Annotated in this window: 14 protein-coding genes; 11 read left to right on the plus strand and 3 right to left on the minus strand. The window is 61.7% G+C overall.

The window, feature by feature from the left end:
• Positions 1–4: 4 nt before the first annotated feature.
• Both AABA48_RS09115 and AABA48_RS09120 read right to left on the minus strand, forming a co-directional pair.
• On the minus strand, positions 5–151 hold the full coding sequence (locus AABA48_RS09115; RefSeq protein ID WP_286350192.1) for a hypothetical protein: 147 nt from the start codon (positions 149–151) through the stop codon (positions 5–7).
• Positions 152–164: 13 nt separating this feature from the next.
• Complete coding sequence (locus AABA48_RS09120) at positions 165–1,823, minus strand: AMP-binding protein (protein ID WP_338270016.1); 1,659 nt, start codon at positions 1,821–1,823, stop codon at positions 165–167.
• A gap of 453 nt (positions 1,824–2,276) precedes the next feature.
• On the opposite strand from AABA48_RS09120, the gene AABA48_RS09125 reads away from it, so the two are divergent.
• The 11 genes from AABA48_RS09125 to AABA48_RS09175 all read left to right on the plus strand — a co-directional run bounded on the left by AABA48_RS09125 (position 2,277) and on the right by AABA48_RS09175 (position 13,145).
• A complete protein-coding gene (locus tag AABA48_RS09125; protein WP_010941763.1) occupies positions 2,277–2,954 on the plus strand; it encodes a response regulator in 678 nt (225 codons plus the stop codon).
• The gene (pnpS, locus tag AABA48_RS09130; protein ID WP_286350193.1) at positions 2,954–4,723 is read left to right on the plus strand and encodes a two-component system histidine kinase PnpS; all 1,770 of its coding nucleotides are present in this window, start codon (positions 2,954–2,956) and stop codon (positions 4,721–4,723) included. Before AABA48_RS09125 ends, pnpS begins: the two co-directional genes overlap by 1 nt.
• A 187-nt stretch (positions 4,724–4,910) precedes the next feature.
• On the plus strand, positions 4,911–5,348 hold the full coding sequence (locus tag AABA48_RS09135; RefSeq protein ID WP_010941761.1) for a phosphate-starvation-inducible PsiE family protein: 438 nt from the start codon (positions 4,911–4,913) through the stop codon (positions 5,346–5,348).
• A 166-nt stretch (positions 5,349–5,514) separates the two neighbouring features.
• The gene (locus AABA48_RS09140) at positions 5,515–6,543 is read left to right on the plus strand and encodes a PstS family phosphate ABC transporter substrate-binding protein (protein ID WP_286350194.1); all 1,029 of its coding nucleotides are present in this window, start codon (positions 5,515–5,517) and stop codon (positions 6,541–6,543) included.
• 122 nt (positions 6,544–6,665) lie between these two features.
• On the plus strand, positions 6,666–7,643 hold the full coding sequence (gene pstC / locus AABA48_RS09145; protein ID WP_286350195.1) for a phosphate ABC transporter permease subunit PstC: 978 nt from the start codon (positions 6,666–6,668) through the stop codon (positions 7,641–7,643).
• Positions 7,643–8,563, plus strand: a complete 921-nt coding sequence (pstA, locus tag AABA48_RS09150) for a phosphate ABC transporter permease PstA (protein ID WP_014551535.1) — start codon at positions 7,643–7,645, stop codon at positions 8,561–8,563. The genes pstC and pstA overlap by 1 nt, the downstream gene beginning before the upstream one ends.
• Before the next feature lie 56 nt (positions 8,564–8,619).
• Entirely contained in the window at positions 8,620–9,399 is a 780-nt protein-coding gene (gene pstB, locus AABA48_RS09155; protein WP_014551534.1) for a phosphate ABC transporter ATP-binding protein PstB, read from the plus strand.
• A gap of 31 nt (positions 9,400–9,430) precedes the next feature.
• Positions 9,431–10,117: a phosphate signaling complex protein PhoU gene (gene phoU, locus AABA48_RS09160; RefSeq protein WP_014551533.1), complete on the plus strand. Its 687-nt coding sequence runs from the start codon at positions 9,431–9,433 to the stop codon at positions 10,115–10,117.
• A gap of 172 nt (positions 10,118–10,289) precedes the next feature.
• Positions 10,290–10,421, plus strand: a complete 132-nt coding sequence (locus tag AABA48_RS09165) for a hypothetical protein (protein ID WP_014551532.1) — start codon at positions 10,290–10,292, stop codon at positions 10,419–10,421.
• A 31-nt stretch (positions 10,422–10,452) separates the two neighbouring features.
• Positions 10,453–11,538 carry an alpha/beta hydrolase gene (locus AABA48_RS09170; RefSeq protein WP_286350196.1) on the plus strand — a complete coding sequence of 362 codons (1,086 nt, stop codon included), beginning with the start codon at positions 10,453–10,455 and terminating at the stop codon, positions 11,536–11,538.
• Positions 11,535–13,145: a GH3 family domain-containing protein gene (locus AABA48_RS09175; RefSeq protein WP_286350197.1), complete on the plus strand. Its 1,611-nt coding sequence runs from the start codon at positions 11,535–11,537 to the stop codon at positions 13,143–13,145. The genes AABA48_RS09170 and AABA48_RS09175 overlap by 4 nt, the downstream gene beginning before the upstream one ends.
• On the opposite strand, the gene AABA48_RS09180 is transcribed toward AABA48_RS09175, so the two are convergent.
• The gene (locus tag AABA48_RS09180) at positions 13,090–14,037 is read right to left on the minus strand and encodes a Tim44 domain-containing protein (protein WP_286352526.1); all 948 of its coding nucleotides are present in this window, start codon (positions 14,035–14,037) and stop codon (positions 13,090–13,092) included. The genes AABA48_RS09175 and AABA48_RS09180 overlap by 56 nt on opposite strands.
• Positions 14,038–14,120: the final 83 nt, after the last annotated feature.

Genomic DNA, 14,120 nt, shown 5'->3' on the forward strand with positions numbered 1-14,120 from the left:
GGCGTCATTCCCCGTCCGACTGACGGCGAAGTCGCGCATCCTTCTCCAGGCGCCGCCGCTTGCGGCCGCCCAGGAAGGCTTCTTCGATGATGATCGCCGCGAAACAGAGCACGAACAACACCAAGAGAACGCCGAGAATTTTTTCCCTCATACCAATGCTCCGGTCAGGCGGTTTCCCCCGGCCCTTCGAGGCCGAGTTCCTTGATGGCCATTTCCCTCAGCTTGAACTTCTGGATCTTGCCCGAGGCAGTCATGGGGTAGGAATCTACGAATTTAACGTACTTGGGGATCTTGTAGTTGGCGATCTTGCCCCTGCAGAAATCACGCACATCCTCTTCGGTCATGGTGTCGCCCTTCTTGAGAATGACCGCGGCCATGACCTGCTCCCCGTACTTGCGGTCGGGGACGCCATAGATCTGAACATCTGATATTTTCGGGTGGGTATAGAGAAACTCCTCTATCTCGCGGGGATAGATATTCTCACCGCCTCGAATGATCATGTTTTTGATCCGACCGGTGATCTTGCAGTAGCCGTTCTCATCCATGACGGCCAGGTCACCAGTGTGGAGCCAGCCGTCGGCATCGATTGCCCGTGCAGTCTCCTCGGGCATTTTATAGTACCCCTTCATGACCAGGTATCCGCGGGTGCACAGCTCGCCCTGCTTGCCCGGCGGCAGCTCGGCACCGGTTTCGATGTCGACGATCTTGACCTCCACGTCGGGAAGCGCCCGGCCCACCGTGGCCACCCGGAGCTCGATGGCATCGTCGGTGCGGGTCTGGGTGATCACGGGCGACGACTCGGTCTGGCCGTAGGCGATGGTGATCTCGCTGGCGTTCATCTGGCTGATGACCTTTTTCATTACCTCGATGGGGCAGTTGGAGCCAGCCATGATCCCGGTGCGGAGGCTCGTGAGATCGAACTTCGGGAAATCCGGGTGCTCCAGTTCCGCGATGAACATGGTGGGAACGCCGTGGACCGCGGTACAGCGCTCCTTCTCGATGGTGCGCAGCACCGCGAGGGGGTCGAAAATCTCAACCGGCACCATGGTCGTGCCATGGGTGACGCAGGCCATGACGGCGAGCACGCAGCCGAAGCAGTGAAAAAAGGGGACCGGGATACAGAGACGGTCCTTCTCGGTGAACTTCATGCATTCGCCGATATTGAAGCCGTTGTTGACAATGTTGGAGTGGGTCAGCATGACCCCCTTGGGAAAGCCGGTGGTGCCCGAGGTGTACTGCATATTGATGACGTCGTGGCGATCGAGGGTCCCCTCCACTGCCGCCAGTTCGTCGTCGGAGACATGCTCGCCCATGGCGGCGATTGCCTTGAAGTTGAGCATGCCGGCCGGAGTCTCGCTGCCGATGAAGACGACATTCCTGAGGAAGGGAAGTTTCGCGCTGGAAAGGGCGCCGGCTTCCGATCCGGCCAGTTCGGGCACCACCTCGTTCACGGTGGCCACATAATCGGTATCCTTGAACGATTTTACCAGAAAGAGCGTCGAGGAGTCGGACTGATTGAGGATGTACTCCAGCTCCGCCGATTTGTAGTTGGTGTTGACCGTTACGAGCACCGCGCCGATCTTGGCCGTGGCGAACTGGAGGACCACCCATTCGGGCACATTGTATGCCCAGATGGCAACATGATCGCCCTTCTTTACCCCGAGCCGCAGCAGCCCCTTGGCCACCTTGCGGCAGACTTCGTTGAACTGGCGATAGGAGTAACGGAGACCGCGATCCACATAGACGAGAGCGTCATTGTCGGGATAGCGGGCCGCAATGTGATCGAGCAGTCCTCCCACCGTAAATTCAAGCAGTTGCGCCATGGACTCCCCCTGTGTGTTCCGTCAATTCAAACATGCGTTTCAGCTCGTTAACTCATTGAATCGATGAAGATTTACTGAACTAGCACGCCGCTCGGTACAAGTCAAGATGTTAGAACATGGTATGATTGGAGCGTGAGCAGGGCTGGTGCCGCGGCATGAACGTCATGGCCGGCATGAAACACGGCTGTTGCGAGACACGCACCGCAACGCGCGGTTATGCGGCCCTGCTGACGATATAGTGATTTCAGCACGTTCCGACCTGCCCATTTCTTGGGCAATTTGCTATTTACATTTGTTTTAATATGCCTTTGCAAACGTGTTACGATCTTATCCACAAGGGTATCCACAATTTGTGTGGAAACGAGTTTCGCTGCCCATTTTTACAGGTATTTTTCACAGTTGTAACATAAATGCAATAGTGTGACGCTACCCTCGCACGAGGGAGAGAATTTCATGAAAACGATTCTTATCATTGAAGACGAGCGTGACCTGGCCGATCTGGTGGCCTTCAACCTTGAAAAGGAGGGGTATCGGACCCTCACGGCACTGGATGGCGCGAACGGCCTGGAATTAGCCCGCAGCCAGCCTCCCGACCTGATCCTGCTGGACCTGATGCTGCCGGGTATGATGGGGATGGAGGTCTGCAAAATCCTCAAGAAGTCGGAAAAGACCGCCCACATCCCGGTCATCATGCTGACGGCGCGCGGCGAGGAGATCGACCGCGTGGTCGGATTCGAGGTCGGGGCCGACGATTACGTGGTAAAACCCTTCTCCACCCGCGAGTTGCTGCTCAGGGTAAAAGCGGTGCTGCGCCGCTCCCTCCCCGACAAGCCGGAAGGAAAGGTCATCAATGTCGGGCCGGTGACGATCGACACGGAGCGGCACATGGTGGCCGTGGAGGGAGATGATGTCACCCTGACCACGACCGAGTTCAAGCTGCTGCTGAACCTTGCCGAGCGGCTCGGCCGGGTCCAGAGCCGCGACCTCCTTCTCAAGAATGTGTGGGGGTATAATTACGTGGGAGACACCCGCACGGTGGATACCCACATCACCCGCCTGCGGACGAAGCTGGGACAGGCCGGAGAGCTGATCAAGACTGTTCGCGGCTTCGGCTACAAGATGGAGGAATAGTGAAGCTCACCATCCAGTGGAAGCTGATGGCTTCCTATCTATGTTTGCTCCTCTTTATCGGGGGAGCTTTTTTCGTCTACCTGAACCATACTCTCACCACGCACCTCGCCCACGAGATCCAGGAGAATCTCAAGAGCGAATCGCGGCTGGCGCGGATGGTTGCCGACCGGGAGATCCGTGATATGCGGCGGGATGCGCCCGCAGTGGCAGCGGCCATTTCGCGCGAGACCCGGGCACGCGTAACCGTGGTCCTTGAAGGGGGCGAGGTGGTGGCCGACTCGGATATCGCCCCCCAGTACCTGGGAACGCTGGAAAACCACGCGAACCGCCCCGAAGTCCGGCAGGCGCTGGAACAGGGTGGGGGTGCCGCGGTCCGCTATTCAGCTACCATCAAGACCCCCATGCTCTACGTGGCGACCGTGCTCAACACCACGGAGGGAGAACGCGGCGTGCTGCGCCTGTCTCTCCCCCTCACTGCGGTGGAAAAGGCAAAACAGAGCATCCGGACCCTGCTGGGGGCATCTCTTGCGGTATCGCTGGTGGTGGCGCTGCTCCTGAGCTATCTGCTCTCGCGGCTTACATCCCGCTCGCTGCGCACCATCACAACCCTGGCCACCCAACTGGGCCGGGGAGACTACGGCCGGCGGATTCCGGTCATCACCCGCGATGAAGTCGGCGAACTCGCCCGCGTCATGAATGAAATGGCTTCGCAGATCGAACGGAACCTGGCGCGGATCTCGGCAGAGAAAAACCGGCTCGACACGATCCTGCGCGGAATGGGCGAGGGGCTGATGGTGAGCGATGCCGGAGGGACCGTGACTCTCGTAAATCCGGCATTTCTTGACCTCTTCGGCCTTACCCAGAGCGTGGAAGGGAGACAGATCATAGAAATCGCCCGGTTCCCCGAACTGCACGAAACGTTCAGAGCCGTGGTGTCGTCCCGCAGCGAACACGTGGAGGAGATGACGCTTCCCCTGGGGGACGAGAAGCAGGTGCTGACCCACTGGGTGCCGCTCATGGAAGAGGACGAACTGCGCGGCGTGGTGGCGGTGTTCCACGATATTTCGGACCTGAAACGCCTGGAGGTTGTCCGCCGCGACTTCGTGGCCAATGTGTCCCACGAACTCAGGACGCCGGTGACGGTCATCAAGGGATATGCCGAAGCACTGGCCGGCGGGCTCGTGGAGGAAGACCCGGAACGGGCCGGGCGTTTCCTTGAGATTATTTGCAGTCACTCGGAACGACTCGCCGATCTGATCCGCGATCTCCTCACCCTCTCGCAGCTGGAATCGGGAGGACTCCAGCTGGAGCTGACCCAGATCCACCTGGACCGTGCGGTCTCCCACGCGGCGGGGCTGCTGGAGCAGAAGGCCGCACGGAAGGAGATCGCCATCGACATCTCGGCCCTGGCTGGCGCCCCACCGGTGCTGGCCGACCCGGGGCGGCTGGAACAGGTCCTCATCAACCTCATGGACAATGCCCTCAAGTACACGCCGCCCGGAGGAACCATCACCCTCAGTGCCGACGAGGCGGACGGGATGGTGAGGGTGTCGGTTCACGACACCGGCATCGGCATCCCCCCCAAGGACCTGCCGCGCATCTTTGAGAGGTTCTACCGGGTGGATGCCGCCCGCAGCCGCGACGAGGGGGGGACCGGCCTCGGCCTTTCCATCGTGAAGCACATCATCCAGCTCCACGGCGGCAACATCACTGTCGAGAGCGAGCACGGCAAAGGCACGACCTTCCGGTTCACCCTGCGCAAGGCCTGACCGATACGCACTACCATCAAGGGGGACGGTCAACAACCGTCCCCCTTTTTTGTGCGCGGATCACTCCGGTTAGTTCTGAAGCATTCTGCAAAAGCGAAAGTTTCCTTCCTCTCACCTCCTCTCCACGCACCTGTAACCTTCCCATCCTATCCTCTTCCCGTAATAAGTACACAGAACGGGAGGTTCCATGTGGAAAGAGGATGTCATCGACCTGAAGCTCACGAAGTTTTTCGAGGTGTCGGCGCGGGTTCTTCTCAGCCTGCTGATCACGGCCATACTGCTGGCGATCCTGGGAGGGATCATCCGGACCTTTTACGACATGAGGCTGGTGGTTTCCCACGATTTCCACGAGGCGTTCAGGACCATCCTGGTGGATGTCCTGACCGTGCTCGCCGTTGTGGAGGTACTGCGCACCGCCCTGGCCTATTTTTCTGAAGGACGCGTGAAAGTGACCTACATCATCGATACGGTGCTCGTCACAGTCCTCACCGAGATCATGGCATTCTGGTACCGGGACATGTCCTGGGACAAGGTGGCCATGGTGATCGCGCTGGTTCTGGCCCTGGCGGGCGTAAGGGTCGTGGCGGTGCGCTTTTCACCCCGTCGCATCCGTGAAGAGCTGTAACTATCTGAGAATGTTACAACAGAGACACATACACATCATCCTGCGCCCACAACTCAATTGTTCAGCGGATCTTTGCATAGCCGTAACCCTGATGTAACAAACCACTTCTATGATGACACCATGCATTTATGGAACACAAGATCATCAACAATCAAGGAGACTTAGCATGAAAAAACTCACGTTGGGCGGAAAGATCGGCCAGATTACCCCTGCCCTGGCGGCCGCCATCATGGGGCTCACGGTCACGGCGAGTCCGGTCCTTGCGGCGGACAAGCTCGTGAAGATCGACGGATCAAGCACCGTCTACCCCATTACCGAGGCGGTTGCCGAGGAATTCCAGAAGGCCAAGAGAGGCGCAGTCAAGGTAACGGTCGGCATTTCCGGCACCGGCGGCGGGTTCAAGAAGTTTTGCCGCGGCGAAATCGACCTGTCCGGAGCCTCCCGCCCCATCCTCAAGAAGGAGATGGAAGCGTGCAAGCAGGCGGGCATCCAGTACATCGAGCTGCCCGTGGCCTATGACGCCCTCACCGTGGTGGTGAACCCCCAGAATACCTGGGTCAAGAGCATGACCGTAGACGAGCTCAAGAAGATCTGGGAGCCCGCGGCTCAAGGGAAAATCACAAAGTGGAACCAGGTCAACCCCGCGTGGCCGAACCAACCCCTCAAGCTCTTCGGACCGGGCGCCGACTCGGGCACCTTCGACTACTTCACCGAGGCGGTGGTGGGCAAGGCCAAATCCAGCCGCGGCGACTTCACCGCCAGCGAAGACGACAACGTGCTGGTGCAGGGCGTGTCCCGCGACAGGGGCGGCCTGGGCTACTTCGGCTATGCCTACTACGCCGAGAACAGCAAGAAGCTCAAGGCGGTTCCCATTGTGGAGAAAGCCGGCAAGCCGGCGGTTTCCCCGTCCATTGACACCGTCAAGAACGGCAGCTACCAGCCCCTGTCCCGTCCCATCTTCATCTACGTGAACGCCAAGTCAGTGAACAAGCCCGAGGTGAAGGAATTCGTGGACTTCTACCTGAATCAGACGCCGAAGCTCTCCAAGGCGGTCAAGTACGTGCCGCTGCCCGACAAGGCCTATGCCCTTGCCAAGTCGAACTTCGCCAAGAAAAAGACCGGCACCGGCTTCGGCGGCGAGCCCGAGGTGGGCGTCTCGGTGGAGGAACTCCTCCAGCGTGAAGGAAAACACTGATCCGACGACCGTAACGCTATCCGGGGAGAGGCGCCGGAGCGAGGCCTCTCCCCTTTTATGTGCCCGGGCAATTGTTACAACCGTCAAACGCTTGCACCATCCGTATCGCGGTGGACCGACCCATGGATAACAAACACATGAACACTTCATCTCCCGACACAACCCTCAGCCTGACGGAGTGCGTCTCCTCCGCCGAGGCATCCAGGCGACTCGCCCACAAGCGGAGCCGTCACCTGAAGGAACGGCTGGTAGAGTTCGTCCTCTTCCTGGCGGCCTTCTCCTCGGTGGCGACCACCTTCGCCATCGTGGCGATCCTGGTCTACGAGTCGATCCCGCTCTTCAAGCATGTCTCACTGGTGGAGTTCCTCACCGACCCCCAATGGACGCCGCTGTTCGACGATGCTCACTTCGGCATCATGCCGCTGGTTTCGGGCACCCTGGTGACGACCGGCGTGGCCCTGTCGGTCTGTATTCCCATGGGGACCATCATCGCCATCTACCTGAGCGAGTTCGCCCCCCACAAGGTCCGCGAGACGGTTAAGCCGTTTCTTGAGCTCCTGGGAGCAGTACCGACGGTGGTCTTCGGTTACTTCGCCCTGATCGTGGTGACCCCCCTGCTCCAGAAAGTGATGCCCGACCTGCCCGGCTTCAACATGCTCTCGGCGGGCCTCGTCATGGGGATCATGATCATCCCCTACGTGAGCTCCGTGAGCGAGGATGCCATGCGGGCGGTGCCGATGCACCTGCGGGAAGGTTCCTACGCCATGGGGGCCACCCGGTTCCAGACCGCGGTCAGGGTGGTGGTGCCGAGCGCCTTCTCCGGCATAGCCGCAGCCTATATCCTGGGCATCTCCCGGGCCGTGGGCGAAACCATGATCGTGGCCATTGCCGCGGGCATGCAGCCGACCCTCACCTGGAAGCCGACCGAGTCCGCCTCAACCATCAGCTCCTATATCGTGCAGGTGGCCCTGGGTGATCTTCCCCACGGCAGCATCGGCTACCAGTCGATCTTCGCCGCCGGACTCACCCTGATGGTGATGACCCTGGTGTTCAACATCATTGGCTACTGGCTCAAAAAGCGGTTCCGGGAGGTCTACTGATGCAGCAGTCCGTTACGGAAATCAGGCGGCTCATCGCCCGCCACAAGTTCTGGGATTACGTGTTCGCCATCGTGGGTCTCATCTGCCTGCTGGTGGGGATTCTCACCCTCATGGGGCTGTTCGCCCAACTGGTGGCGGACGGCGCGCCGCGGCTGAAGCCCCACTTCTTCACCTCCTTCCCCTCGCGCTTCCCTGAGGAGGCGGGGATTCTCTCGGCCTGGGTCGGCACCATCCTGGTCATGCTGGTGACCGCCTTCGTGGCGGTGCCGCTGGGAGTCGCCGCCGGCGTCTACCTGGAAGAGTACGCTCCCAAGAACTGGCTCACGGCCATTATCGAGATCAACGTGACGAACCTGGCCGGGGTCCCCTCCATCGTCTTCGGCCTGCTGGCCCTCGGCCTCTTCGTCTACCAGTTGAACTTCGGCCAGAGCATCCTGTCCGCCGGCCTCACCCTGGCGCTGCTGATCCTGCCGATCGTGATCGTGGCCACCCGGGAATCGCTGCGCGCCGTGCCCGGCAGCATCCGCGAGGCGGCCTATGCCCTGGGCGCCACCCGCTGGCAGATGGTTTCCAATCACGTGCTCCCCTACTCCTCCTCCGGCATTCTCACCGGCGTGATCATCGGCCTGTCGCGGGCCATCGGCGAGACGGCGCCGGTCATCACCATCGGGGCGCTGACCTTCATCGCGTTCCTGCCCCATTCGCCGGTTTCCGGCCAGTTTCCCTTCATCAGCTTCGAGTGGCTCAAGGACCCGTTCACGGTCATGCCGATCCAGATGTTCAACTGGACCTCCCGGCCGGAAGAGGAGTTCCAGCTCAACGCGGCGGCAGCCGGCGTGGTGCTCCTGGCCATGACCCTGGCCATGAACGCGGTGGCGATCTTTCTCCGCTACCATATCCGCAAAAAGATCAAGTGGTGAACGGCCGGGACCGCTCAGAGCGCCTTTACCGTACTATAGATACCCAAGGAGCAACGATGTCAGCATCTGTCCAGCCTGTACTCAAGGCCGAATCGAAAAATCTGAACTTCTACTACGGCGACTTCAAGGCCCTGAAGGGAATCTCCCTTCCGGTCCATGACAAAAGAATCACTGCCCTGATCGGTCCTTCCGGGTGCGGCAAGTCGACGTTTCTGCGGTGCTTCAACCGGATGCACGATCTCTACCCCGGCAACCGCTACGATGGTGAAATCACCCTCAACCCCGACGGTGTGAACATCCTCTCCCCCAAGGTGGACCCCATCGAGGTCCGGATGCGGATCAGCATGGTGTTCCAGAAGCCGAACCCGTTCCCCAAATCGATCTTCGAGAATGTGGCCTACGGCCTGCGGGTGCGCGGCATCTCCAAGCGGAGCGTGCTGGAGGAGAAGGTGGAGGAGGCCCTCACCAACGCCGCCATCTGGAATGAGGTGAAGGACCGGCTGAACGACCTGGCCTTCAACCTGTCCGGCGGCCAGCAGCAGCGGCTCTGCATCGCCCGGGCACTGGCCATCGACCCGGAGATCATGCTGTTCGACGAGCCCACCTCGGCGCTGGACCCCATTGCCACGGCAAATATTGAAGAATTGATGGCCGAGCTCAAGGAGCGGTTCACGATCCTCATCGTGACCCACAACATGCAGCAGGCCGCCCGGGTATCAGATTTCACCGCATTCCTGTACCTGGGCGAAGTCGTGGAATTCAACGACACAAAGAAGATCTTCACCACCCCCGACAATCCCCGCACCGAGGATTACATTACCGGACGGTTCGGGTAGAGGGAACGACAGCACACTAATGGGGATTTCAATGGAAAAAGAACATATCTTCAAGCAGTACGATGCAGAACTGAACGAGATCCGCACCCGCCTTCTGGAGATGGGGGGCAAAGTGGAAAAGATGATCACCGACGCCATGAAGGCCCTGGTGGACCGAGATTCCGACCTGGCGCGCCGGATCATCGCCATGGATCATGAGATCAATCACCTGGAAATAGACATCGACGAGAAGTGCCTCCAGGTCCTTGCCCGGCGCCAGCCGGCCGGCCGCGACCTCCGCTTTCTCACCCTGGCGCTCAAAATCGTCACGGACCTGGAGCGGATCGGCGACCAGTGCACCAGCGTGGCAAAGCGGGCCGTGGAGCTGAACGAGGAGCCGCCCCTCAAACCCTACATCGACCTGCCCCGCATGGCCAACTGGGCCGGGGTGATGGTGAAGGAGTCGCTGGACGCGTTCGTGACCGGCGATGAAAAGCTGGCCATCAAGGTCTGCCGCGACGACGAATTCGTGGACGGCCTCAACGACCAGATCCAACGGGAACTGCTCACCTTCATGATCGAGGACCCGACAACCATCAGCCGGGCCCTAAAGATCAGCTACATCTCCAAGTATCTGGAACGGATCGCCGACCACGCCACCAACGTGGCCGAAATGGTCATCTTCATGATCAAGGGGAAGGACATCCGCCACACGACGCCTCCCACGGACCCCCAGTAACAACGATCAAACCGGGGGGCTGCCCGGCCCCCCATACCCGCTTCCGTTTTCACCCTCAATTCACCCCCCTGTAACCCCCCGGCAATACTGGACTGCTACCATCCTGGCATAGACGAATGACCGGCACTCCGGGAATCCCCCCGGTGGCCGTCTCGCCCACAGGAGGCAGCCCATGTCCCGATTCAACCTGCCGATCCCCGGCCTGGGAGAACTCGACCGCCAGATAGCCAAGATCAGGGAGCTGCGCGATGCGCTCCAGCGCCTGAACACGCCTGCGGCCGGACCTGTCCGCGGCGGAGCCTGAATCCTGATACGTATCACCGGAGGGACGAACCATGCTCACCAGCACCGTCATTCCCCTTGCGCAGCGAACTGTTGCCCGGCATCCCGCGCTCCTCTCGGTGGCCTCTGCGGCCACGGGGCTCCTGCGGCACATGGCGATCAAACCACACACCCCGTCATCCCGGCCGCGCGAGCTGGCCCTGCGCCGGCGCCTGCCCAGCGTTCACGCGGTGCGCAACCAGATCTTCCGGGAAAAGGGAACAGGCACCCAGCCGACCATCGTGATCGGCGGTTTCGTCCCGGACGCCACTGAAGCGGTGGAGTTCCAGCGGGAACTGTTCCGCCGGCACGGTTCGGTCTACTATCTGAATTACGCGCGGCACGGCTTTTCCGTTGAGATGTTCTTTGCCCAACTGGCCGACCTGGTGGAAGATCTGAACCGGCGGGGCGAAAAACCGGTCATCTTTGCCATCAGCTTCGGCTGCTCACTCCTTTCCCGGTTCCTGCGGGAGCGCTACTCCGGCGAGGGCCTGACCGTGGGCGGCATCGTGATGACGAGCCCGGTCCTCTGCACTCAGGACCTGGTACGGCCCGAGCGCGAAAAGGGTGGCGGAGTCCGGATGCTGGAGAGCAGCCTCAGGCGCATCCTCAGGGCAGAGGCCACGAAGGAGGAAGAGCTCGAGCGTCAGATCGAGCGGGCCCGGCGCTGCTTCCAGGCCCTGTTCGAAGCCGGCGCCGTGAACCGCATCCTCTCCCACCGGCACCTTTCCATCCGCAAAAAAATCATGTCGGTGCTGCAGACCACGTCATGTCTCGGGGGATACGAACGGGTGGTGGCGCTCAAGGATGCCGCGTTCGCCGCGGCCGGGCCGCTGTTCGCGGGGCCGGCGCTGGTCATGCTCGCCGAGGACGAGGAGAACATCCTGGCCCCCTCCTCCCCCACCCTGGCGGCCCTGCGCGACACCGGCGTCCGGGGAGAGCTCTTCCCCCGGGGCAAGGTCAGGACGGTGGCTTCGCCCATGAACGGCGACACGGTTCCCCATGCCTCGCTCATCTTTCACCATCACTGCTACAACCCCCTGATCGAGGCATGGTACGACCGTCTGGCGTCCCCCCTGCGCATCGCGGTGGTTTCATGATCAGGTCAAGCATCGACCTGATGCTCAAGACCGGGGCCGCGGCCCTGGCAAAGAACTTCGAGAACAGGGATCCGATTGCCGGTCAGCGGGAAATTCTCGCCCGACTCGTGGTAGCGGCCGCCGTCACCCGCTTCGGCCGCGACCATGGCTTCGCGGAACTGGCAGGAGAGCCCTTCGACCGTCTCTATGCGGAATTCCGGCGCCGGGTGCCGATCCGCACCTATGCCGACTTCTGGCGCGACTATTTCTCGGCGTGGCAGAGCGATGCCAACGGCAGCCAACGGCTCCTGCTGGAGGACGTGACCTGGCCCGGCAGGATTCCCTTTTTCTGCGAGACCTCCGGCACCACGGCGCCCACCAAATACATCCCCTTTTCCCGGGAGATGTTCGCCGCCAACAAGCGGGCCGCCATTGATCTCACCGCCTGCTACCTGCACCGCATCCCCCGCAGCCGCCTGTTCCAGGGAAAGCTCCTCTACATGGCCGGCAACACCAGCCTCACCGATCTGGGCAACGGGGTGCAAAGCGGTGACATGAGCGGCATCACCCTGCGCCATCGCCCCTTCTACCTGCGCCCCTTCGTGGCGCCGGGCATGGCGGTGTCGGCCCTGCCCTGGGAAGAAAAAGTGGTGGAACTGGCGGGGCTTCTGTTGTCGGACCGCTCCATCCGGGGCATCTCCGGCGTTCCTCCCTGGATCATCCTCCTCCTGCAGCGGGTTGAAGAGATGGGGCACCGCCCCATTGCCGAGCTCCTTCCCAACCTGGAACTGATCATCCACGGGGGAACGAGCATGAAACCGTACCGCCGCGAATTCGACGGCCTCTTTCCCCGACGCCGGCCCCATTTCCTGGAGGTGCTCCCCTCCTCCGAGGCGTTCATGGCCTTCCAACTGCCGGGCGAGGACCGGATGCGGCTCGTGCCCCACTACGGCGCCTTCTTCGAGTTCATCCCCATCGAGGACCTCGACGAGGGGGGGACACCGGCCGCCGACGCGCCGACGGTTCCCCTGGAGGCGGTGGAGACCGGCCGGCGCTACGCCGTTATCCTCACCACCTGTGCGGGACTGTGGCGTTACCACATCGGCGACACCCTGCGTTTCACCGCCCTGTCCCCCCACTTCATCGAATTCACGGGACGGGACCGGTTTCTGGACCGGTTCGAGGAAAAGGTGACTCAGGGGGAGGTGGAGGAAGCGGTGGCCCGGCTCAACCAACTGGACGGGATCGAGGTAAGGGAGTTCATGGTGGGCCCCGACATCGGGGAACGGCGCCACCTGTGGGTACTGGCGGTGGGCGAAATGAACGAGCGGAGCGGCGACGTCCTGGGGAGACACCTGGACGCCACGCTCCGCTCGCTGAATGCCGATTACGCCACGTTCCGGAGCCAGGGACGGATCGCCGGGCCCCGAGTCGTGACGGTGAGCTGGGATGTCATTTACCGTTGGTCCAAAGAGGTGCGCGGCAAGCTGGGGGGACAGAGCAAGATCCCCCACGTGGACCCCACGGCGGAAGGTGAGATGGTGGCAAGCCTTGCGGCCTTTGCCGACGGCTTCAGGCCTGCTGGATCGCCGACAGCTTCCAGGGATTCGGCCCCACGGGCCGGGTAAAGGTCCAGAACTCCTCGAACTTCACCGGCTCCCGGTCGCTGCCGGAGACAACCCGTCCCTCTTCGTCCGTGGTGTAGTCGAGAAGATTCGCCAGGAAACGGACCGTGATGAAATCACAGCCCTCCTCCTGCCAGGCCTCCACGATCTCCACCTGGCGCACGGCGATATTCTCCAGCCGATTCACCCGGCCCTGCGCCTTGAGTTCAGCCACGTCGTTCTGGAGCGCCCGCTCCATCTCGGAGGCGAGAACCTCCCGCGCCGACGAGAGGTCGCGCCGGGTCCAGGCCCCCTGGACCCGGAAAAAGACATCTTGGGCCAGTTGACGGAACTGCTCCTCGCTGAACGATCCATCCATCTGGCGGACGTGGGCCAGCCCCGAGTCGGCACCGGCTGCGGGGACGGGTTCCGCGGGCTGCCCGTAGCGGTACTGCTGGGGCGCCACAGGCTCCTCACGCCCCCAATCGGGTGCGCGGCCAACCGTGGCCGCGGCTTCACGGCGCCGGGACGCCACGAAACGATAGACCAGATAGAGAATTCCGCCGATCAGCAGGATATCGAAGAGCCCCACGCCGCCCGCACCGGGGCCCGCGAAACCGAGACTGCGGAAGAGCATACCGCCAAGCAGGCCCCCCACGATACCGCCGGCCATGCTGCGGAGAAAACTGCCACCCTGCCGCTGCTGGGGAAAGGTCTGGGGGACAGCGGGGGCCGGCTGGGGCCGGGAGGCGGGAGCCGGGTCCACCGTCCGGGCCGGTGGCCGGTAGGTGCGCGTACCGCGGCTGCCGAAGGAACGGCCGCCACCCGCACGGGCCTCGGCCTCGTGACAGGCCACCGCCACCAGCGACAGGGCAAAGGCCACCGTAACCACTCGAATCATCATGCGTGAAATCATCATTATCACCTTTTCCGTAATTGAATATGCCGGACACTGTATCCCAAACCGGCGCCGTTTCCCAGAGGCGAGGCGAAAATTCA

This window comes from Geobacter sp. 60473, assembly GCF_036323535.1.
GTDB classification, from domain to species: domain Bacteria; phylum Desulfobacterota; class Desulfuromonadia; order Geobacterales; family Geobacteraceae; genus Geobacter; species Geobacter sulfurreducens.

Bases quoted from the DNA above. Each gene is read 5' to 3' on its own strand.
- AABA48_RS09180 (WP_286352526.1), bottom strand. From the start codon at position 14,037: ATGATTTCACGCATGATGATTCGAGTGGTTACGGTGGCCTTTGCCCTG.
- AABA48_RS09170 (WP_286350196.1), top strand. From the start codon at position 10,453: ATGCTCACCAGCACCGTCATTCCCCTTGCGCAGCGAACTGTTGCCCGG.
- AABA48_RS09125 (WP_010941763.1), top strand. From the start codon at position 2,277: ATGAAAACGATTCTTATCATTGAAGACGAGCGTGACCTGGCCGATCTG.
- AABA48_RS09135 (WP_010941761.1), top strand. From the start codon at position 4,911: ATGTGGAAAGAGGATGTCATCGACCTGAAGCTCACGAAGTTTTTCGAG.
- phoU (WP_014551533.1), top strand. From the start codon at position 9,431: ATGGAAAAAGAACATATCTTCAAGCAGTACGATGCAGAACTGAACGAG.
- pstB (WP_014551534.1), top strand. From the start codon at position 8,620: ATGTCAGCATCTGTCCAGCCTGTACTCAAGGCCGAATCGAAAAATCTG.
- pstC (WP_286350195.1), top strand. From the start codon at position 6,666: ATGGATAACAAACACATGAACACTTCATCTCCCGACACAACCCTCAGC.
- AABA48_RS09165 (WP_014551532.1), top strand. From the start codon at position 10,290: ATGTCCCGATTCAACCTGCCGATCCCCGGCCTGGGAGAACTCGACCGC.
- pstA (WP_014551535.1), top strand. From the start codon at position 7,643: ATGCAGCAGTCCGTTACGGAAATCAGGCGGCTCATCGCCCGCCACAAG.
- AABA48_RS09175 (WP_286350197.1), top strand. From the start codon at position 11,535: ATGATCAGGTCAAGCATCGACCTGATGCTCAAGACCGGGGCCGCGGCC.
- AABA48_RS09120 (WP_338270016.1), bottom strand. From the start codon at position 1,823: ATGGCGCAACTGCTTGAATTTACGGTGGGAGGACTGCTCGATCACATT.
- AABA48_RS09140 (WP_286350194.1), top strand. From the start codon at position 5,515: ATGAAAAAACTCACGTTGGGCGGAAAGATCGGCCAGATTACCCCTGCC.
- AABA48_RS09115 (WP_286350192.1), bottom strand. From the start codon at position 151: ATGAGGGAAAAAATTCTCGGCGTTCTCTTGGTGTTGTTCGTGCTCTGT.